Here is a 24,662-nt window from a genome sequence, read left to right on the forward strand (position 1 = left end):
TGCAATTATAATTAATTCAAAGAAATTAACAATTTTCTAAAAAAAAGAATTTTAAACGGTTTTGATTGAATTATATTTATTTAAACAAATGAATGAGTGAAAATTATGTAATCAATTAAAACCAACGACGTCTAAATAAGCCAAGTAGGACTTGGGGGTCTAAAGTGAATTTTATTCTTATTTTTTCGGCATAATGAGCATGACTTATTTCCCATCCTAAATTCGAATAAACAGGAAAATAGAGTTCGAAATAGTCGGTTACCAAGTTAACGCGAATACCAGAATCGTAAACAAATTCGGGCGAATTAAATTTATTTTTAACAAACCCGATATCGCCATAGGCTAAAATATACCGCCATATAGTGGTGCTAACATTCATGGTTGACATCCATTGATTAGCGAATGAAGGTTGAAGTTTTGATTTGAAACCACCTTCGGCTTCTATATACTGCTGGCTGAAAATACCTGAACTTTCTGAGCGCCCTAAATAAGGAAGCTCAAATAAATAATCGGTTGGTCTGTCTAGTGCAAAACTAAAATAGTCGGAATTAATATCATTTGTGTTGCTTAAGAACGCTCCGGAATATAATCTTAAATTAAGCTGTCTATTATTTTGAAATAGATGTCGATATTCGAAATTAAAGGCAAGTTTGCTAAAGGTTTTACCAATTTGTAAATCGGTATACCACCTGTTGTAGTTTATCAAATTGTCATTAGAATGAACAAATCGAGCATTAAACACATTATAATTAGGCTCATCGCTCGTGTAAATATTATTAATGTCTTTGTCGCGATGAATATCTATATATCTAAAGGATAACAATTGACGCTTATTTGAGCGGAAGTTATCATCTTCTCTAAACAAAAAAGATAAGGATGGCGTAATTTGTCTGACAAACAAATCTGGTGCATAGGAGCTGTAGCCGCCAACTAAGCCATAGTTTATAGCATACAAGTCTCTGTTTTCAAGATAATGAGTCATGGAAACAACACCCGAGCCCGTAAAAGATCTAGATTTAAAAGCGTATTGCGGTGAGAACTTATAGCTGAACCTTTTTCTTAAGAGGGTTTTATTATATGCTTTAACCCCTAATGTAAATCCATCGTAAATATTGTTAAACTCAAGTAATGGCATTAAAAATACCTGATTGTAGTACGGATCCTCAATATCTTTAAATAATCTAAATTGAAGTGGCTTGTTATTAAAGAAAAATCCTTTTAACGATTTCCAATTATCTCTTTCGTTAATTTCAGGTAATATGCTATTGTAATTTAAAACCAATTTGTTAGCGTCATTTCTAGGGATGGTTAGTGTTTTGTTAGAATTAATATTTTCTATCCATGTTTTAGAAATAATACTATCGTTGTTCAAAGTATACAGCGGTACTGGCATACTATTGCGTCTCTTATTTTTAACAGTTAAAGTTATGGAGTCGTCGGTTTTGCTAACTTTTTTAATTTTAAAGTCTAGTTTTTTTCTTGTGGTCAAATAGTCTTTAAAAAACCAATCGATGTTTTTGCTGGTTCTAGCCTTTATATAGTCTTCAAATGCAATGGATTCAAGAGGTTGTAATTTATATTCGCGTACAAAAGATTCAATGGTCTTTTCTACGATATCGCTGTTGATAAAGTCGTCTAAATATTTTAATCCAATTCCCGCTTTATATTTGTTTGCAATATTGGAATTAAATTTCAACAAAGAGTCTTTAGCCATAGTTAGTGGTTGATCTCTGTTGGTTCTCGCCATAATCATGTATGCCAAGTTGTACTTGTCATTAAATCGCATGTCTGCGGCATGAAAAGAACGTACACCCCAAAAGTCTGCTAACGACCCTAAAAATTTTATGTTCGGATAGTTTTCTTCCACATAGTTTATTAAATAGAATGTTTCTATGCCATCTATTAGCCACTGGTCTTTGCGGGGGTTTAAAAGTAATGTGTTTTCTAAATAATTACGGAGTGCAACTTTTAATAGTTTTAATTCATAGATAAATGTGCTTGGATATGTTTTTAAAAAGCTGGGTAGAAAATTTAAGCCATACACTGGATTTTTATCATAATCAATTTGTGTAGCAAATAGTTTTTTATGGGGATATGCACCAAATGTTTTGGTAAGATGCTTTATAATCTTTTCGTTTATTAATATTTTTTCAATAAGCTCAATGCCTTCATCATCAATATCGGAAACTATTGAAAACTCATTAGTTTCAACAGTATTAAAATTTGAAGTTTTGGTTATAAATAATTTATTATTGATTCTGTTTTTTCCTTGAAAAGTAATCTCTTGATGATAGGAGGTTTGAAGTGTGTTAATTTCATCTAAATCGGAAATAACGGTATATCCTTTTGGTACATTTAAAATAAGTTCAATATCCGATTTTGGAATATAGAGATCATTTAAATCTTTATTGCTATAATAATGCCAACTACCATTGTAAAGGGCTGGGGTAATATACCAATATCTCAGGTTTAAATCTCCAGATTTCGAAATGCCGTACCCAGTAAATTTATCGCTAGGCAATTGCACTGTATATTCTAAGTCGATGCTATAAGTTTCTCCCGGTTGTAGTACTGAGTTTAATTTAACTTTTAAAACGTCGATTTGGTTCTTAACCTCATGATACATTAATGCTGTCTCATTGCTTTTAATTGAAGTGACAATGGAAAATCCTCGCTCATCGTTTTTGGCTAAATGAAATTCATTTCTGTATTCGTCGGCAATACGTTTCGCTAAAGGTGTTGTTTTAGTAGCATATGAGTTACTCCAGTTATTCAAATATATAGACTGAAGCGTATCGTTGGAAGTGTTTTTATATTGAATATTCTGAGAAATAATAATTTCTTTTTTTTCAATATTAAATTTAGCATTTAAGCGCATTTTATTTTGACTTAAACCCCTTAGTCCAAAAAACAGGCTACATATTAAGCATGAAAAAAATATGTTCAATTTGTAATTAATCATTGAGAAGTAACTAAATGTTTACATATGGCAATATAGCAAATACAATTACGTATTTGAAAAGGATTGAATAAAGATAACATACGACATGCTACCTGCATTCATTTTAAAAATTAGGACTTAAACCGGATTCCTTATAAAAGCTATCTAATATTTTTACAACTTCCTTTTCAGAATCAACTAAATGGATTAAATCCAAATCTTCTGGACTAATATTTCCGAAGCTGACTAATGTTGATTTTATCCAGTCCATAAGGCCTTCCCAAAAATCGGTACCTACTAAAATAATTGGAAATTTTTCTATTTTATGCGTTTGAATAAGCGTTAGAGCCTCAAACAACTCATCTAATGTTCCAAAACCACCAGGCATAACTACAAAGCCTTGTGAATATTTAACGAACATGACTTTTCTAACAAAAAAATAATCAAAATCCAGGCTTTTATCAGGGTCGATATAAGGATTATCATGTTGTTCGAAAGGTAGTTCAATATTTAAACCTACTGAAGTTCCGCCACCAATATGAGCGCCTTTATTTCCAGCCTCCATAATCCCTGGACCACCGCCTGTTATAACGCCGTAACCAGCTTCAACAATACTTTTAGCTACGCGTTCGGCTAATTGATAATATTTTTGATTAGATTTTGTTCTTGCCGAACCAAATATAGATACGCATGGCCCTATTTTACTCATTTTTTCAAAACCATTGACAAATTCGCCCATTATTTTGAAAATTGCCCATGAATCATTTGTCTTAATCGCATTCCATCCTTTGGGATGTTGATTCTTTCTCATATGTTATTTTATTTCAGAACTTTCCTGTAAAATCAGGGAATTGCTCAAATTTAGCTTTCTAAATTTTGAAAAGCAAACGTAAAAAGGGTTTTTAATTAAAGACCGAGCTCTTTTCTTAAGAATTTAGCGGTGTAACTTTTTTTATGTTGAGCCACAGTTTCAGGAGAGCCTTCTACTACTACCTTTCCGCCGCCTTTACCTCCTTCGTAACCAATATCAATGATGTGGTCAACAGTTTTTATAACATCTAAATTATGCTCAATGATTAAAACGGTATTGCCTTTGTTTGCCAATTTATTAAGAACAATCATTAACACTCTAATGTCTTCAAAATGTAACCCTGTGGTAGGCTCATCTAAAATATAAAACGTATTTCCTGTGTCTCGTTTACTTAATTCTGTTGCTAACTTTATTCGTTGTGCTTCACCACCAGAAAGCGTTGTGCTTTGCTGTCCTAAAGTTATGTAGCCAAGGCCTACATCTTTAATGGTTTTTAGTTTGTTATATATTTTAGGTATGTGCTCGAAGAATTCTACAGCTTCGTTTATGGTCATATTTAAAACGTCACTTATCGATTTTCCTTTATAGCGAATTTCTAGGGTTTCTCTGTTGAAACGTTTGCCCTGGCAAGTTTCACATTCGACGTAAACATCGGGTAAAAAGTTCATTTCAATAACTTTTAATCCGCCACCTTGACAAGTTTCGCATCGTCCGCCTTTTACATTAAAACTAAAACGGCCAGGTTTATAGCCACGAATCATGGCTTCCGGAATTTTTGAGAATAGGCTGCGAATTTCACTAAAAACACCTGTGTAAGTCGCAGGATTACTTCTAGGGGTTCGTCCAATAGGGGATTGGTTAATATCAATAACTTTATCAATATGTTCTAAACCTTTAATACTTTTATAAGGCATTGGTTTTTTTACACCATTAAAATAATGGGCATTTAAAATAGGGTATAAAGTTTCGTTAATTAAAGTAGATTTACCGCTACCCGAAACACCAGTGACGCCAATCATTTTACCAAGAGGAAATTTTACCGATATATTCTTTAAATTATTTCCTGTACACCCCTTTAGTTCAAGAAATTTCCCATTTCCTTCACGGCGTTTTTCTGGGATTTCAATTTCTTTTGTACCGTTTAAATAATCAGCAGTTAGGGTTTGGTGTGTTAAAAGTTCTTTTGGTGTGCCTATGCTAATTATTTGGCCTCCATGTTTACCAGCTTTAGGACCAATATCTATAACATAATCGGCACGCTCAATCATGTCTTTATCATGCTCAACTACAACAACTGAATTACCAATATCTCGAAGAGATATCAATGAATTGATTAGTTTTTCGTTGTCTCTTTGATGTAAACCAATACTAGGCTCGTCTAAGATATATAGAACTCCCACCAACTGAGAACCAATTTGAGTTGCTAAACGAATACGTTGAGCCTCGCCACCAGAAAGAGACTTTGAGCTTCTGTTTAAAGATAAATAGTTTAAACCAACATCCAGTAAAAACTGAAGCCTTGATTTTATTTCTTTAAGAACTTCTTCGGCTATTTTAAATTGCTTTTCAGATAGATGATTATGTAAATCATTAAACCATAAAGCTAACTCCGAAATATCGGTATTGGCAAGTTCTGCAATGTTTTTTTCGTTTAATTTGAAATATAGGGATTCCTTTTTAAGACGACTTCCATGGCACTCCGGACATTCAATTTTATCCATATAGCCTTTTGCCCATCGTTTAAGTGTGGTTGTTTCAGCTATTTTATATTGGTTTTCGATAAAATTAGCAACACCTTCAAAATCTATTTTATAATCTCGGGTTACTCCTAAACTTTTACTTTCTACAGAAAATTTTTCATTACCACCATAAAGAATCATTTGCTTAGCTTCGTTAGGAATATCTTTATAAGCATCAGATAAGCTAAAGTTATAGCGTTGTGCTATGGTGTTTAACTGTTTGAATATCCAGCTGTTTTTTTCTGGTCCATGGGGTGCTAAAGCGCCATTTTTTATGGAAAGCGTATCGTCGGGTACAATTTTAAGCTCATTAACTTTTCTTAAAGTTCCAATGCCGTTACAGGCGGGACAAGCTCCTTTAGGGGAGTTGAAAGAAAAATTGTTTGGTTCTGGATTGGGGTAAGATATTCCGGTAGACGGACACATTAAATTTCTGCTAAAATATCGCACCTCGCCCGTGTCCTGATCGAGTATCATTAGAACATCATCACCATGATACATTGCCGTATTGATTGTTTCGGAAAGACGCTTATCGTTATCGTCTGAATCATCAATAACTAAACGATCGATTACAATTTCAATATCATGGGTTTTGTAACGGTCGAGTTTCATGCCTTTTTTAAGATCTTGAATTTCACCGTCGGCCCTTACTTTTACAAAACCTTGTTTAGCAATTTGTTCAAACAGTTCTCGGTAATGGCCTTTTCTGGAACGAATTACAGGAGCTAAAACATTTATGCGTTTCCCTTTAAAATTTTTTATAATAAGCTCTTTAATTTGTTCATCACTATAACTTACCATTTTGTCCCCAGTATTGTAGCTGTAAGCATCACTGGCACGTGCAAAAAGCAAGCGAAGGAAATCGTAAATTTCAGTAATAGTTCCAACGGTTGACCGCGGAGATTTACTTGTGGTTTTTTGTTCGATAGCAATTACAGGCGATAAACCATCGATTTTATCAACATCGGGGCGTTCCAATCCCCCAAGAAACTGTCTGGCATACGCCGAAAATGTTTCGATGTAACGCCGTTGTCCTTCAGCGTAAATCGTATCGAAAGCTAATGATGATTTTCCGCTACCCGATAAACCTGTTATAACAACTAATTTTTCACGAGGTATGGAAACATCAATGTTTTTTAAATTATGAACTCGCGCTCCTTTTACTTCTATAAATTCTTCAAATGGACTCATATAATGGCAAAACGACAAAGTTACAATATTAGTAGTTAATTAATAATTAACTGTCTTCCTGAATTTATGAAATATCCATAAAAAAAAGCCGTATTTATAAATACGGCTTAATTGGTGAAATTTTAGTTAGTTGATAAAGTATTGTTGTTTTAGAGAATTAGTTAAAGTGAAAGCCAAAATCTGCGTTACACAATGTCTAAAATCAAAAACATAATGTTTTAATTCAAATAACTTAACCTAGGTTAAGTATTTTAAATTTTGTCTAATGTAAACGAGTTAAATGAAATACGCAAATCAATTTGAATGCGGAAGGATATGTGGAGTTTTAAACTAGAGCCTAAACACCCTAAAATTATAAGGGGTAATTTAATTTAAATTATAGTTATTACCGTTTAAAGGTGTTTTTTTAAGGGTGTTTTTACCATGAACGTATATAAATTTATTGAAAACCCTTATTTGGTGTGATTTTTAAAAATTAACAATTGTTAAATATTTAACATTTTTTTAAGAAATGTAAGATTTAGTTACTTGTTTTTATGTCGGTTATTTCCAATCCGATGAAAAGAAATTTATGAAAAGTTGGAAGTTGAGCTCCTGTTTTTGTTACAATCCAGTCCGACCACGATGCTTCAAGGCCATTTATAGGTAAAATAGAGGTCCACATTTTAAATGATTTGGGTTTGCCTGATTCGTCTAGAAGCCACAAATAGGAGTCTCCTGGTGTCGACCCTCCTGTTGTGTAAGTTACCAAAAGTCCCTTTTTATTGTTTTTTAGATTAACTAATCGACGCTCACAACCTTTATCAAACAGTTTATACGGTGCTACTAACCAAAAGGAGTCATTATTAAAATATTTTACAGCCTTTTTTATGAGTGATTCCGATAAATCTCCATTAGCAATAAAACTATGTACGTATGCTTTATGATTATTTGGGTTGTTAAAGTTTAAATCTACTCTGTATTCTTTCCAGTAAACTTTGCATGTATTTAAACGCTTGTTCCATTCAAAATGGTGTCTTTTATTAAAAGTCCACTCAATTATAGATGTATCTTGGTAGGCGTCGTAATCTAATGCGTGTAGCATTTCTTTAGCAAATTGGTCGGCGGCTTCACCTTTAGTGCCAGAAGGAAGTTCTTCATTATATTTAAAATACATGAACCCGAATAGCAAAAGACTTGGCAGGGTTAGAAACACGAGTACTCCAAACGTTATTTTTAAGCCTTTTTTTATTTTCATTTGTGTTTTATAATGAAGGGGATTCGGATTATTGACTAGTATGATTTTCTAAAATATTAATAACTAATGGTTTGAAGAAATAATTTAGATTAAAAACACTTCGTTTTTAAAGTTTTCGATAAACTGTATTATAGCGGCGATATTTCTGGTTAATGAATGTAACTAAAAATACAAGGATTAGCTTTAAGCGACTTGAATTTTAAAAAGTTCGGCGTAATCCATTAACTTTTCCTTAGAAAATGCAATAAGCTCATCAAAAAATATAGAAAATTCAGATTCAAATTCATCATAAAAAGCTTCAAGTTCAATTACAGCTTCATTCATACCAGATTTTTGTTGAGTTCGCCGGTTCATTCCATCTAATACTCGAGCTATACCATCAATAGAAGCGTAACTTAAAAGCCAGTTGTCGGTGAGCATGTAAGGCATCATTTTTTGAATACGTAACGGAAGAATGTCGTAATGCGTTTCAAGTGAATCATAAAAAGCGTCGGTGTATTGTTTTAATGGTTTCTTGTGGTATTGATTCCAGTTTTTAGCTAAAAAATGATCATAAAGTATATCAACAATAATTCCCGAGTAATGCCCGTATTTTTCGTGTAAACGTTTAGTGCTTTGTCTAACTACCGGATGCGCATCGGTAAAGGTGTCGATTTGGCGATGAAGTAAAATACCTGTTTGTATTTCTTTATCGTATGTTTTGTAGGATTTACCTTTTATGCCATCGGCGATAAAATTTCCAATGGTAACTAATTCGTTTTCTCCTGAAAGGTATATATGGGCTAAGTAATTCATTTGTGAAATTTACGAATTAGGTTTTAAGAATTACAATTTTGTAATTGTATATTTGTTTTGAACTAAATTAAACAGAATAAATTAATGACACTAATAAAATCAATTTCAGGAATTAGAGGAACTATTGGCGGTAACGTTGGTGATAATTTAACCCCTATTGATGCCGTTAAGTATGCCGCGGCTTACGGAACATGGGTTAAACAGCAGCGAGACAAAACCGATTATAAAGTTGTTGTTGGTAGAGATGCCCGTATTTCTGGTAAAATGATTCAGGATTTGGTAATGAATACTTTAGTAGGAATGGGAATTCATGTTGTAGATATAGGACTTTCAACCACACCTACCGTAGAGGTTGCAGTGCCCATGGAACATGCCGATGGAGGAATTATTTTAACTGCCAGTCATAATCCTAAACAATGGAATGCTTTAAAGTTATTAAATGCCAATGGCGAATTTTTGGATGGAGTTGAAGGCGCTAAAATTTTAGAAATAGCAGAAAGTAATACAGTAACTTTTTCCGATATCGATAATTTAGGTAAAATCACTAAAAATAAAGCTTATATTGATTTACATATTATAGAAGTACTCGATTTGCCTCTTGTAACCGTAAACCCAATTGAAGAAGCACGTTTTAAAGTTGTAGTTGATGGTGTAAACTCAACAGGTGGCTGGGCAATTCCGTTACTTTTAGAGCGATTAGGTGTCGAGGTTATAAAGCTGTATTGTGAGCCTAATGGGCATTTTCCTCATAACCCAGAGCCATTAAAAGAGCATTTAACTGAATTATCTAAGAAAGTGGTTGAAGAACGTGCTGATTTTGGTATTGTAGTCGATCCAGACGTAGATCGCTTAGCCTTCGTTGATGAAAATGGCGAGATGTTTGGAGAAGAATACACCTTAGTGGCTTGTGCAGATTACGTACTTAGTAAAACGCCCGGAAATACTGTGAGTAACATGAGTTCTACCAGAGCATTGCGTGACGTTACTGAAAAGTATGGCGGAACTTACCAAGCGAGTGCTGTTGGAGAAGTTAATGTAGTAAAGCTAATGAAGCAAAACAAGGTAGTGATTGGTGGTGAAGGTAACGGTGGTATAATATATCCCCAAGCACACTATGGAAGAGATGCCTTAGTTGGAGTAGCCTTATTTTTAAGTCTTCTAGCAGAAAGAAAAACATCGGTTAGTGAACTTAGAAACACGTATCCGAATTACTTTATGAGTAAAAAGAAAATCGAATTGACTCCCGAATTGGATGTAGATGCCATTTTGGAAACGATAGAATCGCGATATAAAGATGAACAGCTAACAACAATTGATGGTGTGAAAATTGATTTTCCTGAAAATTGGGTACATTTAAGAAAAAGTAATACCGAACCAATTATTAGAATTTATACCGAAGCTAAATCACAAAGTGAAGCTGATGCGTTAGCTGATAAATTTATTGCCGAAATAAGCGATATTGCAGAACCTGATAATTAAAACCTAAAACATATGACTTCAAAAATAATTACCATTAGTATAGCTTTGTTCTTTTTGCAGTCATGTAAGAACGAGAAGACTTATAGTTCTGTAGATGAAGTTAATTGGAGGAATCGTATGGTTAAAGCCAAGTTGCAGGATTCTCTAATTCAGGGACAAACTTATTTGTCGGTTTATTCAGCAATTTATAGCGAAACTGAACATCGATTACACAGTTTAACAGCTACAGTTAGCATTAGGAATATAAATGTTTCCGATACTATCTATATAGATAAGGCGGTTTATTACGACACCCACGGCAATGCGATTAGAACATATTTTAAAAATACCATTTACGTGGCTCCTATGGAAACTGTTGAAATTGTTATAGATGAACATGACAAAGAAGGTGGGTCGGGCGCTAACTTTTTATTTGATTGGAAAGTGAAACCAGACTCGAGCTTACCTTTTTTTGAAAGCGTTATGATTTCTACTTCTGGTCAGCAAGGGATTTCATTTACCACGCAAGGAAAAGAAATTCAACGTTAATTAGTTTTTATTTGAGATAAACATTAAAGCTATTTCCAATGTGGCAGAATATTTCTTTACATTCGAAATAGCTTTTTTTATAAAAAACTCATTTTTTAATCAGGTTTACGGTCTTTGTATTTCCAGCGTTTATGGGTCCAGAAATAAAATTCAGGAGCTTCATCGATTTGTTTTTCAACTTCTCTCAAAAATAAATCAGTAAGTTCGTAATCATTGTAAGACTTACTATCTTCAGCTAAGGTTTTTAACTCGGCTTCGTAGTAACCGCGTTTTATTTTAGTAACTTTTAAAAAGGCTGTTGGCAAATCTAATTTTTTTGCTAATCGCTCTGCTCCTGTATAACAAGGAACTGTTATTCCCATAAAATCCCCCCAGTAAACCTCTTTAGATAATCTCGGCGATTGGTCACTTAGAAAACCTATGATGCTTTTAATATTTTTATTTTCATATTGAGTAATAGTAGCAATAGTTTCTTTGGTGCTTATTAATTCGGTATTGTATTTAGACCGCATTCTTCTAACCAAAGCATCAAAATATTTGTTAGATAGTTTTTTGTATACGGCTAAGCCATTAAAACTCGTGTGCCGCTGCAATTCTAGAGACCATTCCCAACTTGCATAATGACCAAACATTAATATAACACTGCGATTTAACTTTTCTAAGCGTTGGAACTCTTCAGGATTTTTTACTTTAAAACGTTCCTTTAATTGTTTTTCTGAGATTGTTAATGTTTTAGCCATTTCTAAAAACATATCACACAAATGATGATAGAATTTTTTTGTAATGGTTTTAATTTCAGCATCACTTTTTTCTGGAAACACCAATTTAAGATTACTTTTTACCACTTTTTTTCGATAGCCTATAATATAGAACATTAACAGGTATAAACCGTCTGATACTAAGTAAAGTAAACGAAAAGGTAATATTGAAACCATCCATAAAATTGGATAAACCAGAATATATGCTATAAATTGCATGAATTAATTTTAGATTTGTAACGGCAAATATATACTAATTTAAAAAACAAGTTTTACGCTTTATGGGGAATTTAAGTATTGTAACCATTATAATTATAGTAGCTAATGTTTTAATCTCTTATAAAGGATTTGGAGACTATTCTTTTTTTGATAAATACAAATTTCAGGTGGGCAGTGTGCAACGCGGAGAGAAAATAAGATTGTTTAGTTCTGCTTTTTTACATGTAGATATGCAACATCTTATATTTAATATGTTGACATTGTATTTTTTTGCTAACCCGGTATTAGCGTATTTAGGCACTGTAAACTTTTTAATTATTTATGTTGGTAGTTTGTTGTTTGGTAATTTATTGGCTTTGTATTTCCATAAAAACGAATACCATTATAGTGCTGTTGGGGCTAGTGGGGCAGTAACAGGTATATTGTATTCTGCTATTCTGTTGCGTCCTGATATGAGTTTGTTCTTGTTTTTTGTACCTATTCCAATTCCAGCTTATATTTTTGGTATAGGCTATTTGTTGTATTCTATTTATGGTATGAAAAAGCGTGTTGGAAATATTGGTCACGATGCGCATTTTGGTGGCGCTGTTGGTGGTTATGTAATTACACTTTTGTTGGCGCCATGGTTATTTCGAGAGCATTTATTAATGATTGTATTGTTAGCTATTCCTATTGTGTTACTTTATGTCTTAAGGAAATCCGGCAAAATCTAATGACTTCATTAAAATATAGCTGCCTTTTTAGGTTTATGGCATAAGAATTGTCTTTTATTATGAAGAGTAACGTAATTTTGCGATTAAATAGTTTGAGTACTAAATAATTGCGGAAAGTTGCAAAATATTAATACATAATAGTTATTCTGTAAACTGACAGAATGACTCAAATATAGATATGAAAAAATCAAATTTTATTACACTTGACAGTTTGTCATTACAAGACTTTGATGAAAATGCAGAGTTAATTCCTTTAATGACGCCTGAAGACGAAGAAGAAATAAATAACGAAGAGTTGCCCGAAACCTTACCTATTTTATCCTTACGAAATACGGTGTTGTTTCCGGGTGTTGTTATACCAATTACGGCAGGACGCGATAAATCAATTAAATTGATAAATGATGCGAATAAAGGCTCAAAAATTATAGGTGTTGTCGCTCAAAAAGATGAGTTGGTAGAGAATCCTTCTGCCAAAGAAATTCATGAAATCGGCACAGTTGCAAAGATATTGCGGGTATTAAAAATGCCTGATGGTAATGTAACCGTTATTATTCAGGGTAAAAAACGTTTTAAAGTAGCTGAAGTTCTTACAGAGGAACCTTATATGACCGCAACCGTTCGTGAGTTGCCGGAGGCAAAACCTGCTGAGAAAAACAAGGAATTTTCGGCAATAATAGACTCTATAAAGGAGTTAGCTTTAAATATTATAAAGGAAAGTCCAAATATTCCCAGTGAAGCTTCATTTGCAATAAAAAACATTGAAAGCAATTCGTTTTTAATCAATTTTGTGTCGTCTAATATGAATTTAACGGTTGCTGAAAAACAATCGTTATTAGAAATTAACGAACTTAAAAAGCGTGCGCTGGCAACTTTGAAATATATGAATATAGAGTTTCAAAAATTGGAACTTAAAAACGATATTCAGTCAAAGGTTCAAATGGATATGAGCCAGCAGCAGCGTGAATATTTTCTTCATCAGCAAATGAAAACCATACAAGAAGAACTTGGTGGGGTGAGTCATGAAGAAGAAATAGAGGAAATGCGTGAGCAGGCTAAAACAAAGCAATGGGATGAAAAAGTTGCAAAACATTTCGAAAAGGAATTGTCGAAAATGCAGCGCATGAATCCACAAGTGGCCGAATATTCTATACAGCGAAATTATTTAGAGTTGTTTTTAGATTTACCTTGGAACGAATTTAGCCAGGATAACTTCGATTTGAAGCGTGCTAAAAAGATTTTAGACCGCGAACATTTTGGTCTTGAAGATGTAAAACGTCGCATCATTGAATATTTAGCAGTTCTTAAATTGCGTAACGACATGAAGTCTCCTATTTTGTGTTTGTATGGACCTCCTGGGGTTGGTAAAACCTCATTAGGAAAGTCTATTGCTGAAGCTTTAGGAAGAGAGTATGTGCGTGTTTCTTTAGGAGGGTTAAGAGATGAGGCTGAAATTCGCGGACATAGAAAAACTTATATTGGCGCTATGCCAGGGCGCATTATACAGAGTTTGAAAAAGGCAGGAACATCAAACCCGGTGTTCGTGTTAGATGAGATTGATAAATTATCAAATTCGCATCAGGGAGACCCTTCGTCAGCGATGCTTGAGGTTCTAGATCCTGAGCAAAACAGCCAATTCTACGATAATTTCCTGGAAATGGGTTACGACCTGTCTAAGGTAATGTTTATAGCCACTTCAAACAGTTTAGGTAATATACAACCTGCTTTACGCGATCGTATGGAAATTATTAACGTAACAGGTTATACGATAGAGGAGAAGGTGGAGATTGCTAAGCGTCATTTATTACCAAAACAATTAAAAGAACATGGCTTAGATGATTCACATTTAAAAATAGGTAAACCACAATTAGAAAAGATTGTTGAAGGCTATACGCGTGAATCGGGTGTTCGAGGATTAGAAAAGCAAATAGCAAAAATGGTACGATATGCAGCCAAAAATATTGCTATGGAAGAAGATTATAATGTTAAAATATCGAACGATGATATTTTGGAGGTTCTTGGAAGACCAAAAATGGAGCGTGATAAATATGAAAATAATAACGTAGCAGGTGTTGTAACAGGCTTAGCTTGGACTAGCGTTGGAGGTGATATTTTATTTATTGAGTCTATTCTATCAAAAGGAAAAGGAGCGCTTACCATAACAGGAAACCTAGGAAAGGTGATGAAAGAGTCGGCAACAATAGCTATGGAATATATAAAAGCGAATGCCGATGAGTTTGGTATAAATCCAGAGGTTTTCGATAAATATAATGTACATATTCACGTTCCGGAAGGTGCAACACCAAAAGACGGACCAAGTGCAGGGATTACTATGTTAACATCGTTAGTTTCATTGTTTACCCAGAAAAAAGTTAAGAAAAGCCTAGCAATGACCGGCGAAATTACACTTCGGGGTAAAGTGCTTCCTGTTGGTGGAATAAAAGAAAAGATTTTAGCTGCTAAAAGAGCAAAAATCAAAGAAATTATTTTATGCGAAGAAAACAAACGTGATATTGAAGAGATAAAACAAGAGTACTTAAAAGGCTTAACTTTTCATTATGTATCCGATATGAGTGAAGTTATTGCTATTGCTGTTACAAAGCAAAAAGTTAATAAAGCAAAAACACTATAATAATTTAAAAGAGGTTGATTTATCAACCTCTTTTTTTTTGCGATTAATTATAAAAAAAAAGTAAAACATTTAGTTTTTAGATAATTTCATTTCGAACATTCTGCCTTTTAAGGGTAGTATTTTTAAAGTAAATGTTTTCGTGTCTTTCGAAATTATTTCTGATGTAATTACTTCACATAAGTTTATGGGTTGGTCATTAATAGCTATAACTTTATCGCCATAATTTATTTGTTTTTTCAATTTTTCGTCCCAGACAAAACCTATAATAAGATTTTCGTTTTTCACGCTAAATGAAAACCCTAAATCTGAATAATTCACAGGAATGGTAATGGATTTAGTATCGAAATAAAGTCTCTTGTGTTTGTAATCAATGGTTAAGGTGCCATATTGTAAAATTTGAGACCCAATTTTAGAATGGTCGTCGTCTGAGGTTTGTGTTACAACATTTCTTAAATTAACGTTGCATAGGTTTAAAGAAGGCAGTAAAAGTTTATGATGCTCATTTTTAGAGGTTTCTCCAAATAAGCCCAAGCCAGAAGCACCTGTGCTTTTGCCTTTTATATGGAATATGTCTTTGGTTTTAAGTATATTATAGTTGGTTTTGCTCAAACTGTAAAGGTTGCTCATTCCAGTGTCAATTAATATTAATTCTTTGCCTTGGTCCTTACCTTTTAAATCCACCCAAATACGAGGACCACTTTGTTTGTCGGTATATTCAATCTTTTCAAAGTTGTTCCTGTCTAATATTAGTTTTTCAGTGTTATCAGTAAGCGTTAATGTTTTAGCTTGCATATCCAATTTAAGAATTGAATGTCGTAACATATTACTGCCAATAAGCCCATCAATTTCAAAGCATTTAAAGATCGGGTCGTTTTTAAGATCATAAACCAAAGTTGGTATATTTCTAAATTCAGATTCGCCAAGTTTTAAATTTTTAAGAGTAATTAATTTTAATGGTTTTGTTTTGTTATTGCTATCGGTAATGGAAATAATTTTAGCTTTTTTTGGTTGTAATAGGTTTTCAATTTCGTTTGAAATCATATTAGGAGCGCCAGTATCCAGTATAAAGCGATATGTTTTATCCGCGATGGTTACCGGTAAAATGATTTTGTTTTTTACAACTTCAAATTGGATGATTTCAAAAAAATCTTTCGGGGTCTTTCCTTTGTTTAAATTAACCTGTTGCGAAAACGAGCCAGTGTAGGTAAAAAGAATGAATATGATTAATTTAAATTTCATAGTGATATTTTAGAAAACGAATGTTAAAAGTCAATCATTGGATTTTAAACTTCTAAAATATAAATTTCTGAGTCATTTAGTTGGAGAAATATCCTTTAGTATGTATTAGTCAGATCTTTTTTTTATTAAAATAAAAGAACCATGTTACCGTTTTAAGATAGATTTATTTACTTTGCGCCTTATATGTTAAAGAAAATTATTGTTGCGTTTAGTGTGTTCACTTCCTGTTTTTCCTATGCTCAATTAGGAGGTGAAGCTACGTATCAATTTTTAAACTTGGTATCTTCTCCAAGGCAAGCTGCACTTGGAGGTAAAGTGTTAACCAATGTCGATTATGATGTAACTCAAGGACTGTTTAATCCTGCTACTATAAATCCTGAAATGGATAATCAATTAGCTTTAAATTATTGCAGTCATTTAGCAGGTATTAGTTACGGAACTGCGGCTTATGCCTACACACTCGATAGAAGAACACAAACTTTTCATGCGGGTATAACCTATATCAATTACGGTTCGTTTGATGGTTATGACGAGGATGGTAATACCACAGGAACTTTTTCGGGAGGGGAAACAGCATTGTCTTTAGGCTATGCTTTGCAAATTGGGTATTCTGACTTTTATTTTGGTGGAAACCTGAAGTTAATCACGTCAAAATTGGAGCAATATAATTCTTTCGGTACTGCGATCGATTTAGGGCTTCTTTACATAAATGAAGCTATTGATTTTCATGCAGCTTTGGCAGTTAGAAACTTAGGAACTCAAATAACAACCTATGCAGGCTTACGTGAAAATCTACCTTTTGAAGTGGATTTTGGTATGTCGCAAACATTAGAAAATGTGCCTTTAAGGTGGCACTTAACTTTAGAAAATTTACAAGAATGGCCAATAGCCAGGCCAAATCCTTCAAGAGTATCCAGTGATTTAAGTGGTAACCAAACAGAGGAAGAGATAGGTTTTATAGGTCAGGTTATTCGACATACTATAATTGGAGCTGAAGTTTTTCCAGAAGGAGGCTTTAATATCAGAGTAGGGTATAATTTTAGAAGAGGCGAGGAGCTTAGGTTAGTCGATCAGCGTAATTTTTCTGGATTATCGGCAGGGTTTTCTATTAAACTAAATAAAATGCGTTTTAGCTACACGCATGCGAAATATTCAAGTGCAGCCAACTCAAACTTTTTTGGTTTACAAATAGATTTACAATAGAATGACAAATAAAATTACAATTGCAATAGACGGATTTTCATCAACAGGAAAAAGTACAGTAGCTAAACAGTTGGCAAAACATTTGGGTTACGTTTATGTGGATACTGGAGCTATGTATCGTGCTGTAACGTATTTCGCTATGGAACAAGGTTTTGTAAGTTCTGAAATATTTAATAAGTCTGACTTAATAGCGAAATTACCCGAGATTAATATCAGTTTTAAATTTAACCAGCAGTTGGGTTTTGCAGAGGTGTATTTAAATAATGAAAATATCGAAAAAGCTATTAGATCATTGGATGTATCTAATTTGGTAAGTAAGGTAGCTGCAGTTTCCGAAGTGCGTAAAAAATTAGTTGAACAACAACAAAAACTTGGCAAAGACAAAGGTGTTGTTATGGATGGGCGTGATATAGGTACTGTTGTGTTTCCAGATGCTGAATTGAAATTATTTATGACTGCTTCAGCAGAAACCAGAGCCGAACGCCGTTTTAAAGAACTAATAGGTCGCGGTGATAATGTGTCATACCAGGCAGTTTTAAAAAATGTACAAGAACGAGACTATATAGATACTCACAGAGAAGATTCGCCACTTGTAAAGGCACATGACGCTATAGAAATTGACAATTCCAACATGAGTTTAGAGGAGCAGTTTCAAGTTATTTTAAAGTTGGTAAATAACAAAATAAACACTGCTTAAAAAAAAGCCACGAAAACACAAATAGCAATATATTGGAAAAGTGAATTCGGGGCTTTTGAAATGTTTTTAAAAGGAGTAGTTTTAAAGATTAGGAATTGCTAATTCTTGACCTGGATGAATTAAATCTGGATTCTTTAAAATATCAGTATTCGCCTCAAAAATGGCTTGGTATTTTGCAGCATTACCATAGTAATGTTTTGCTATTTTTCCTAAGGTTTCCCCTGACTTCACCGTGTGTCTGGCATAAACAGTTGTGTCTTCAACTTTAATATCGGCCATAATATCAGAAGGTTTTTCACCTCCAATTTCTTTTATTTTATCCCACAACAAATTCTTTTCGTATTGGGTTTTCGCTGTCCCCCAAACTTTTAATTTACCATCTTCTTCTTTAACATCTCCATTTTGAATATTTAAAGAAGTTCCTAAGTCCAGTACAGGTTGATATTTGTCTTTCACTGCCATAATGTAAAAATTTAATAAATTAATTAAGTTTCAATGTAGTACGTAAAAATGATAACTAGATTAAAACAATGTTAAGTTTAATATAGTCAAAAATTAAGACACAGCGAAGTGTGTAATAGTCACATCTATTTTTATAGTTGATTTTTAGGTAATTAGATTAATGTTTTGTATTTTTGCACTCCTTTTAACGGTTCGGGAAGTATAAAAGGATTGAAAATCAAATATTTAATAACACTTTTGTGTGTTTGCCGTGTAGAATTTCCTAAGCATACAAAATACAAAATTTTAATCAGCACATGGCTGAAAACGCAAAACAAGCTGAAGTTGAAGCAACAGAAGCAAAATCTGTAGAGGCTCCAGTAGTATCTGAAGCTAAAGCAAACCCTGAAAAATTCTTAAAAGAGTTTAACTGGCACAACTACCAAGAAGGTATTGATGAAGTTGACGCTAAGCAATTACAAGAATTTGAAAAATTAGTAGCTGAGAATTTCGTTGATACTTTAGATGACGAAGTTGTTGAAGGTACTGTAGTACATATTACTGATAGAGATGCTATTATCGATATCAACGCTAAATCTGAAGGTGTAATTTCTTTAAACGAGTTTCGTTACAACCCTAATTTAGCTGTTGGAGATAAAGTTGAAGTATTAATCGATGTTCGTGAAGACGCAACAGGTCAATTAGTATTATCTCACAGAAAAGCTCGTGTAATTAAAGCATGGGATCGTGTAATTAAAGCAAATGAAACCGGAGAAATCGTTAACGGTTTTGTTAAGTGTAGAACAAAAGGAGGTATGATTGTAGACGTATTCGGTATCGAAGCGTTCTTACCAGGTTCTCAAATAGATGTTAAGCCAATTAGAGATTACGATCAGTACGTAAACAAAACTATGGAATTCAAAGTTGTTAAAATCAACCACGAATTTAAGAATGTAGTAGTATCTCACAAAGCGCTTATCGAAGCTGATATCGAAATTCAGAAGAAAGAAATTATCGGTCAGTTAGAAAAAGGTCAAGTATTAGAAGGTGTTGTTAAAAACATCACATCTTACGGTGTATTCATCGATTTAGGAGGTGTAGATGGTTTAATCCACATTACCGATCTTTCTTGGTCTCGTATCAACCATCCAAATGAGATTGTTGAGTTAGATCAAAAACTTAACGTTGTAATCCTTGATTTTGACGAAGATAAATCAAGAATCCAATTAGGATTAAAACAATTAAGCAAACACCCATGGGAAGCTTTAGCCGATACTGTTGCTGTAGGAGATAAAGTAAAAGGTAAAGTTGTTGTAATTGCAGATTACGGTGCATTTATTGAAGTAGCTGATGGTGTTGAAGGGCTTATCCACGTTTCTGAAATGTCTTGGTCTACGCACTTACGTTCAGCTCAAGATTTCGTATCTGTTGGAGACGAAGTTGAAGCTGTTATCTTAACTTTAGATAGAGAAGAGCGTAAAATGTCTTTAGGTATTAAGCAATTATCTGCTGATCCTTGGACAGACATTACTACTAAGTATCCTGTAGGTTCTAAGCACAAAGGTATTGTACGTAACTTTACTAACTTTGGTGTATTTGTTGAATTAGAAGAAGGTATCGACGGATTAATTTATATCTCAGATTTATCTTGGACTAAGAAAATTAAGCACCCTAGCGAATTCTGTTCAGCTGGAGATGAGTTAGAAGTTGTGGTATTAGAGTTAGATGTTGAAGGACGTAAACTAAGTTTAGGTCACAAGCAAACTACTGCTAACCCTTGGGATAAGTATGAAACTGAGTTTGCTTTAGAAACGGTTCACACAGGTAAAATTGCCGAAATCGTTGATAAAGGGGCTACAGTAGAATTTAACGAAGATATCGTTGCATTCATCCCTTCTCGTCACTTAGAAAAAGAAGACGGAAGCAAACTTAAGAAAGGTGAAGAAGCAGAATTCAAAATTATTGAATTCAATAAAGAGTTTAAACGTGTAGTGGCATCTCACACTGCTATCTTTAAAGCAGAAGAAATCGCTAACGTAAAAGCTGCAGCTAGAAAAGCTGAGGCTCAAGCAGCAGAAGCAAAACCAACTTTAGGTGATGCGAATGATGCTTTACAAGCTCTTAAAGACAAAATGGACGGTAAAAAATAAGGATTTCCTGCTCAGGCAGAAATCTCCATCCTAATAACAAAAAGCCCCGCATTTACGCGGGGCTTTTTTTATGCCATAATTAAAACTTGATGCTTAAATATTTTATTACAAGCGCTTAGGGTTACAACCAAATAAAGTTTAATAATAATGGTTTGAACTTCTAAATTTTTAACTAACTTTGCTCTCCAAACACGTTTGGATAGTATATGAGTCAAAAAGTTTTACTTAACGAAAAAGAGGTAAACATCATTCTTCACCGATTGGCTTGTCAACTTATTGAAAAACATAAAGACTTCTCAGACACCGTACTTATTGGTTTACAGCCACGTGGTATTTACTTGGCTGATAGAATTGCAAAAATTTTAAGAGAAGATTATAACGTTGAAAATATTCAGTTAGGTTATTTGGATATTACGTTTTTCAGAGATGATTTTAGACGAGGCGATAAAACGTTAGAAGCCAACAAAACCAAAATAAATTTCTTAGTCGAAGATAAAAATATAGTATTTATCGACGATGTATTATATACAGGACGGAGTATAAGGGCAGCGTTAACCGCAATTCAGTCGTTTGGACGCCCTAATGAAATCGAGTTATTAACGCTAATAGACAGGCGTTTTAGCAGACATTTACCAATTCAGCCTAATTATAGAGGAAGACAAGTGGATGTTATTAACAATGAGAAAGTACGCGTAAACTGGAAAGAAAACGACAAGGAAGACGCCGTGTACTTAATAGAAAGATAAAAATTATTAACGAAGTTTAAATTAAAAAAGGTAATTACAGTCCTATTAATTTTTACTTTTTAACCTTTAATTTTAGAAATGAGCGAATTAAGTGTAAATCACTTATTAGGTATAAAGTATCTTCAGGAAAAAGATATTCAACTTATTTTTGAAACTGCCGACCATTTTAAAGAAGTCATCAACAGGCCTATTAAAAAAGTCCCTTCACTTCGAGATATAACGATTGCCAATTTGTTTTTTGAAAACTCAACGCGAACCAAATTATCTTTCGAATTAGCAGAAAAACGCTTATCTGCAGATGTATTAAATTTTTCATCGGGTCAATCATCAGTAAAAAAAGGAGAGACCTTAATTGATACTGTAAATAATATTCTGTCTATGAAAGTAGACATGGTCGTTATGCGTCACCCTAACCCTGGTGCAGGAGTGTTTCTATCTAAACACGTAAAAGCGAGTATTGTAAATGCTGGCGATGGCGCTCATGAACACCCTACACAGGCCCTATTAGATTCGTATTCCATACGTGAAAGGTTAGGAGATGTAGCCGGAAAAAAGGTGGTTATTGTTGGAGATATTCTACACAGTAGGGTAGCGTTATCTAACATTTTTGCTTTACAAATGCAAGGTGCCGAAGTTATGGTTTGTGGGCCTAAAACCTTAATTCCTCGCTATATTCATGAATTGGGAGTAAAAGTAGAAACTAACCTCAGAAAGGCATTAAACTGGTGTGATGTGGCTAATATGTTACGTGTTCAAAATGAACGCATGGATATAAGTTATTTCCCGTCTACACGAGAATATACCCAACAGTTTGGAGTAAATAAAGAACTGTTAAATTCATTAGATAAAGAAATTACTATCATGCACCCTGGACCAATTAATCGGGGCGTAGAGATAACGAGTGATGTTGCCGATTCTAAGCAAGCCATTATTTTAGATCAAGTGCAAAATGGTGTAGCGGTAAGAATGGCTGTTATTTATTTATTAGCTTCTAAAATAAAACAATAGTTATGATTATAGATCAAGACGGAAATATTTCAATAATTACTCAGGAAAAGGCAACCATTCCAGAATTAGTAAAAAAGCTGGAGGCTTTATATCCGAAGTTTAAAAATCATAATATCATTGTAATTTTAACTTCATTGAAACCTCTTGGAGTACAGGATATTGTTGAGTTTTTACAAATATCTAATACCCATCGCGGTGCAAAACAATCGTTTGTAATTGTTACCGATAAAATTAATGTTGATGAAACTCCAGATGAAATTGTAGTAGTGCCAACCTCACAAGAGGCCTACGATATAATTGAAATGGAGGAAATGGAACGTGATTTAGGTTTTTAAAATGCAGGAATATCATCTTGCTCAAGTTAATATAGCCAAAGGTCTAGAACCTTTGGACCATACTGTAATGCAAGATTTTGTAAACAGCACCAACGAAATAAATGCGATTGCAGAAGCTAGCCAAGGTTTTGTTTGGCGTTTAAAAGATATGGATAAAGCCGAGCAAGTGCAATCTTTGTTTCACGAGTCAAACTTAATTGTAAATATATCGGTGTGGAAAAATTTAGAAGCACTCTTTAATTACGTATATAAATCGAATCATATTGCTGTATTAAAACGCAAAAAAGAATGGTTCGAGAATATAAAAATGAAGCATATGGCTTTTTGGTATGTGCCAAAAGGATATAATCCTACATTAAAAGATGCTAAAATTCGTTTAGATTACTTAAATTCCCATGGCGAAACACCTTTTGCCTTTACTTTTAAGAGTAAATTTTCGGTTAAAGACGCTATAAACTATAAAACCCAATAATTTATGAAGCTCAAAATACTAGGTTGTTACAGTGCTACACCACGAGCTTTAAATAATACTACTTCACAAGTTTTAGAAATTGCAAATCATATGTTTTTAATTGATTGTGGTGAGGGAACACAGGTACAATTACGAAAACATAAAGTTAAATTCAATCGAATAAAACATATATTTATTTCTCATTTACACGGTGATCATTTTTTTGGTTTGGTTGGATTAATTTCAACCTTTCGATTGTTAACAAGAGAAACCGATTTACATATTTATGGCCCTAAAGGAATAAAAGAGGTGGTTACCTTACAAATGAAATTAGCCGATTCCTGGACCAATTTTAAGTTAATTTTTCATGAGTTAACAACTAAAACATCCGAATTAATTTTTGAAGATGAAACTATCCAGGTACATACAATTCCTCTAAATCATAGAGTGTATACCAACGGGTATTTATTTCAAGAAAAGGAAGGGAATCGAAAAATTGATATTAATTTAGTAGAGGAGGCGAATATAGATGTAGCATACTACAGAAAATTGGCTCAAGGATTTGATGTTGTAAATGAAGACGGTATTTTAATCAAAAATGAAAGCGTTACTAAAGCAGGTAAAAAACCAAAAAGCTATGCGTTTTGCAGTGATACACAGTACAAGGAAGATATTGTACCGATAATTTCAAATGTAGATGTTTTATATCATGAATCTACATTTTTGGAAAAACATGCTCATTTGGCTGAAAAAACAAAACATTCTACCGCAAAAGAAGCTGCATCGATAGCAAAACAAGCCAATGTTGGCACCTTGTTACTAGGGCATTATTCAACACGTTACGACAGTCTGAAAGCCTTTAAAGAAGAAGCAAAGCAAGTCTTTGAGAACGTTAAACTCTCGAAAGATGGCAAAGCGTTCAAATTTTAAACAGAGACATTTTTTAACTCCTTTAAGTTTATAATCCATTCGATAGCTTGATCCAATGTATCACAGCGTTTAATACTCTTTTTAGAAAAGCGTTTTTCTAATGTTGCATTTAAATAAGACATCTGGTTGTACGATACTATAGCACTTGCTACAATGATGTTATATTTATCAATTTCTGTCCATGAATGAGGATCGCGCGAGTAAGAGTAAATTCTATTCGATATATAACCTATATTTGCATAAGAACCATAAAATGACACAACATCATCTAATAAGCAACTAATCATAGGCCAATCAAAATGAATACCTTCATAGATTTCGGATAAAATAAATTTATCACAAAAGAAGAAACGACCAAATGGTTTTTCTATTTTAACATGAAGTTCTGGGTTGTAGTAGGTTGAGTGTTCAAATTTCATTTT

21 protein-coding genes are annotated in these 24,662 nt (G+C 33.5%); 12 read left to right on the forward strand and 9 right to left on the reverse strand.

All coding sequences use genetic code 11. The annotated features are described in order from the left end of the window. Window positions 1-115: 115 nt before the first annotated feature. The 5 genes from ICJ83_RS11675 to ICJ83_RS11695 form a co-directional block, all read right to left on the reverse strand. Window positions 116-2,878 (reverse strand): metalloprotease, encoded by a 2,763-nt coding sequence (locus ICJ83_RS11675; RefSeq protein ID WP_223154756.1) that lies wholly within the window; start codon window positions 2,876-2,878, stop codon window positions 116-118. 187 nt (window positions 2,879-3,065) lie between these two features. Next, window positions 3,066-3,752: an LOG family protein gene (locus ICJ83_RS11680; protein WP_188230576.1), complete on the reverse strand. Its 687-nt coding sequence runs from the start codon at window positions 3,750-3,752 to the stop codon at window positions 3,066-3,068. Window positions 3,753-3,847: 95 nt separating this feature from the next. After that, the gene (gene uvrA, locus ICJ83_RS11685) at window positions 3,848-6,682 is read right to left on the reverse strand and encodes an excinuclease ABC subunit UvrA (protein ID WP_188230577.1); all 2,835 of its coding nucleotides are present in this window, start codon (window positions 6,680-6,682) and stop codon (window positions 3,848-3,850) included. Window positions 6,683-7,202: 520 nt separating this feature from the next. Continuing rightward, a complete protein-coding gene (locus ICJ83_RS11690; protein WP_188230578.1) occupies window positions 7,203-7,919 on the reverse strand; it encodes a hypothetical protein in 717 nt (238 codons plus the stop codon). Window positions 7,920-8,102: 183 nt separating this feature from the next. Then, window positions 8,103-8,714, reverse strand: coding sequence for an acyl carrier protein phosphodiesterase (locus tag ICJ83_RS11695; RefSeq protein ID WP_188230579.1), 612 nt, complete (start codon window positions 8,712-8,714; stop codon window positions 8,103-8,105). A gap of 84 nt (window positions 8,715-8,798) precedes the next feature. Here ICJ83_RS11695 and glmM point away from each other — a divergent pair, with 84 nt between their 5' ends. Together glmM and ICJ83_RS11705 are read left to right on the forward strand one after the other, a co-directional pair. Beyond that, a complete protein-coding gene (glmM, locus tag ICJ83_RS11700) occupies window positions 8,799-10,193 on the forward strand; it encodes a phosphoglucosamine mutase (protein WP_188230580.1) in 1,395 nt (464 codons plus the stop codon). A 12-nt stretch (window positions 10,194-10,205) separates the two neighbouring features. Further along, window positions 10,206-10,721 (forward strand): DUF3124 domain-containing protein, encoded by a 516-nt coding sequence (locus ICJ83_RS11705; RefSeq protein ID WP_188230581.1) that lies wholly within the window; start codon window positions 10,206-10,208, stop codon window positions 10,719-10,721. 95 nt (window positions 10,722-10,816) lie between these two features. Here ICJ83_RS11705 and ICJ83_RS11710 read toward each other — a convergent pair whose 3' ends face one another. After that, a complete protein-coding gene (locus ICJ83_RS11710; protein ID WP_188230582.1) occupies window positions 10,817-11,698 on the reverse strand; it encodes a lysophospholipid acyltransferase family protein in 882 nt (293 codons plus the stop codon). A 62-nt stretch (window positions 11,699-11,760) separates the two neighbouring features. Between ICJ83_RS11710 and ICJ83_RS11715 the strand changes: the two genes are divergently transcribed. Both ICJ83_RS11715 and lon read left to right on the forward strand, forming a co-directional pair. After that, entirely contained in the window at window positions 11,761-12,411 is a 651-nt protein-coding gene (locus ICJ83_RS11715) for a rhomboid family intramembrane serine protease (protein ID WP_188230583.1), read from the forward strand. A 178-nt stretch (window positions 12,412-12,589) separates the two neighbouring features. Continuing rightward, window positions 12,590-15,040 (forward strand): endopeptidase La, encoded by a 2,451-nt coding sequence (gene lon / locus ICJ83_RS11720; protein ID WP_188230584.1) that lies wholly within the window; start codon window positions 12,590-12,592, stop codon window positions 15,038-15,040. Between the two features lie 69 nt (window positions 15,041-15,109). Here the strand turns inward: lon and ICJ83_RS11725 are convergent, their stop codons facing one another. Next, complete coding sequence (locus tag ICJ83_RS11725) at window positions 15,110-16,279, reverse strand: retropepsin-like aspartic protease (RefSeq protein ID WP_188230585.1); 1,170 nt, start codon at window positions 16,277-16,279, stop codon at window positions 15,110-15,112. 183 nt (window positions 16,280-16,462) lie between these two features. Here ICJ83_RS11725 and porQ point away from each other — a divergent pair, with 183 nt between their 5' ends. Both porQ and cmk read left to right on the forward strand, forming a co-directional pair. Further along, window positions 16,463-17,482: a type IX secretion system protein PorQ gene (gene porQ, locus ICJ83_RS11730; RefSeq protein ID WP_188230586.1), complete on the forward strand. Its 1,020-nt coding sequence runs from the start codon at window positions 16,463-16,465 to the stop codon at window positions 17,480-17,482. Window position 17,483: 1 nt separating this feature from the next. Next, the gene (gene cmk, locus ICJ83_RS11735; protein ID WP_188230587.1) at window positions 17,484-18,179 is read left to right on the forward strand and encodes a (d)CMP kinase; all 696 of its coding nucleotides are present in this window, start codon (window positions 17,484-17,486) and stop codon (window positions 18,177-18,179) included. 81 nt (window positions 18,180-18,260) lie between these two features. On the opposite strand, the gene ICJ83_RS11740 is transcribed toward cmk, so the two are convergent. Continuing rightward, window positions 18,261-18,641, reverse strand: a complete 381-nt coding sequence (locus ICJ83_RS11740) for a LysM peptidoglycan-binding domain-containing protein (protein WP_188230588.1) — start codon at window positions 18,639-18,641, stop codon at window positions 18,261-18,263. 296 nt (window positions 18,642-18,937) lie between these two features. On the opposite strand from ICJ83_RS11740, the gene rpsA reads away from it, so the two are divergent. From rpsA to ICJ83_RS11770, 6 genes are all read left to right on the forward strand, one after another. Further along, entirely contained in the window at window positions 18,938-20,770 is a 1,833-nt protein-coding gene (rpsA, locus tag ICJ83_RS11745; protein ID WP_188230589.1) for a 30S ribosomal protein S1, read from the forward strand. 206 nt (window positions 20,771-20,976) lie between these two features. Beyond that, window positions 20,977-21,516 (forward strand): bifunctional pyr operon transcriptional regulator/uracil phosphoribosyltransferase PyrR, encoded by a 540-nt coding sequence (pyrR, locus tag ICJ83_RS11750; protein WP_188230590.1) that lies wholly within the window; start codon window positions 20,977-20,979, stop codon window positions 21,514-21,516. A gap of 78 nt (window positions 21,517-21,594) precedes the next feature. Beyond that, entirely contained in the window at window positions 21,595-22,524 is a 930-nt protein-coding gene (locus tag ICJ83_RS11755; RefSeq protein WP_188230591.1) for an aspartate carbamoyltransferase catalytic subunit, read from the forward strand. A gap of 2 nt (window positions 22,525-22,526) precedes the next feature. Further along, a complete protein-coding gene (locus ICJ83_RS11760; protein WP_188230592.1) occupies window positions 22,527-22,859 on the forward strand; it encodes a ribonuclease Z in 333 nt (110 codons plus the stop codon). A 1-nt stretch (window position 22,860) separates the two neighbouring features. Continuing rightward, entirely contained in the window at window positions 22,861-23,331 is a 471-nt protein-coding gene (locus ICJ83_RS11765) for a DUF3291 domain-containing protein (RefSeq protein WP_188230593.1), read from the forward strand. 3 nt (window positions 23,332-23,334) lie between these two features. Further along, complete coding sequence (locus ICJ83_RS11770; protein ID WP_188230594.1) at window positions 23,335-24,240, forward strand: ribonuclease Z; 906 nt, start codon at window positions 23,335-23,337, stop codon at window positions 24,238-24,240. Here the strand turns inward: ICJ83_RS11770 and ICJ83_RS11775 are convergent. Beyond that, a complete protein-coding gene (locus ICJ83_RS11775) occupies window positions 24,237-24,659 on the reverse strand; it encodes a hypothetical protein (protein ID WP_188230595.1) in 423 nt (140 codons plus the stop codon). The genes ICJ83_RS11770 and ICJ83_RS11775 overlap by 4 nt on opposite strands. Between the last annotated feature and the right edge of the window lie 3 nt (window positions 24,660-24,662).

Origin of the sequence: Aestuariibaculum sediminum, from assembly GCF_014596945.1 — a bacterium.
Lineage (GTDB): Bacteria > Bacteroidota > Bacteroidia > Flavobacteriales > Flavobacteriaceae > Aestuariibaculum > Aestuariibaculum sediminum.

Bases quoted from the DNA above. Each gene is read 5' to 3' on its own strand.
- rpsA (WP_188230589.1), top strand. From the start codon at position 18,938: ATGGCTGAAAACGCAAAACAAGCTGAAGTTGAAGCAACAGAAGCAAAA.
- ICJ83_RS11695 (WP_188230579.1), bottom strand. From the start codon at position 8,714: ATGAATTACTTAGCCCATATATACCTTTCAGGAGAAAACGAATTAGTT.
- ICJ83_RS11715 (WP_188230583.1), top strand. From the start codon at position 11,761: ATGGGGAATTTAAGTATTGTAACCATTATAATTATAGTAGCTAATGTT.
- ICJ83_RS11675 (WP_223154756.1), bottom strand. From the start codon at position 2,878: ATGCGCTTAAATGCTAAATTTAATATTGAAAAAAAAGAAATTATTATT.
- uvrA (WP_188230577.1), bottom strand. From the start codon at position 6,682: ATGAGTCCATTTGAAGAATTTATAGAAGTAAAAGGAGCGCGAGTTCAT.
- ICJ83_RS11725 (WP_188230585.1), bottom strand. From the start codon at position 16,279: ATGAAATTTAAATTAATCATATTCATTCTTTTTACCTACACTGGCTCG.
- ICJ83_RS11770 (WP_188230594.1), top strand. From the start codon at position 23,335: ATGAAGCTCAAAATACTAGGTTGTTACAGTGCTACACCACGAGCTTTA.
- ICJ83_RS11765 (WP_188230593.1), top strand. From the start codon at position 22,861: ATGCAGGAATATCATCTTGCTCAAGTTAATATAGCCAAAGGTCTAGAA.
- pyrR (WP_188230590.1), top strand. From the start codon at position 20,977: ATGAGTCAAAAAGTTTTACTTAACGAAAAAGAGGTAAACATCATTCTT.
- ICJ83_RS11760 (WP_188230592.1), top strand. From the start codon at position 22,527: ATGATTATAGATCAAGACGGAAATATTTCAATAATTACTCAGGAAAAG.
- ICJ83_RS11710 (WP_188230582.1), bottom strand. From the start codon at position 11,698: ATGCAATTTATAGCATATATTCTGGTTTATCCAATTTTATGGATGGTT.
- ICJ83_RS11705 (WP_188230581.1), top strand. From the start codon at position 10,206: ATGACTTCAAAAATAATTACCATTAGTATAGCTTTGTTCTTTTTGCAG.
- porQ (WP_188230586.1), top strand. From the start codon at position 16,463: ATGTTAAAGAAAATTATTGTTGCGTTTAGTGTGTTCACTTCCTGTTTT.
- cmk (WP_188230587.1), top strand. From the start codon at position 17,484: ATGACAAATAAAATTACAATTGCAATAGACGGATTTTCATCAACAGGA.
- lon (WP_188230584.1), top strand. From the start codon at position 12,590: ATGAAAAAATCAAATTTTATTACACTTGACAGTTTGTCATTACAAGAC.
- ICJ83_RS11775 (WP_188230595.1), bottom strand. From the start codon at position 24,659: ATGAAATTTGAACACTCAACCTACTACAACCCAGAACTTCATGTTAAA.
- ICJ83_RS11740 (WP_188230588.1), bottom strand. From the start codon at position 18,641: ATGGCAGTGAAAGACAAATATCAACCTGTACTGGACTTAGGAACTTCT.
- ICJ83_RS11755 (WP_188230591.1), top strand. From the start codon at position 21,595: ATGAGCGAATTAAGTGTAAATCACTTATTAGGTATAAAGTATCTTCAG.
- ICJ83_RS11680 (WP_188230576.1), bottom strand. From the start codon at position 3,752: ATGAGAAAGAATCAACATCCCAAAGGATGGAATGCGATTAAGACAAAT.
- ICJ83_RS11690 (WP_188230578.1), bottom strand. From the start codon at position 7,919: ATGAAAATAAAAAAAGGCTTAAAAATAACGTTTGGAGTACTCGTGTTT.
- glmM (WP_188230580.1), top strand. From the start codon at position 8,799: ATGACACTAATAAAATCAATTTCAGGAATTAGAGGAACTATTGGCGGT.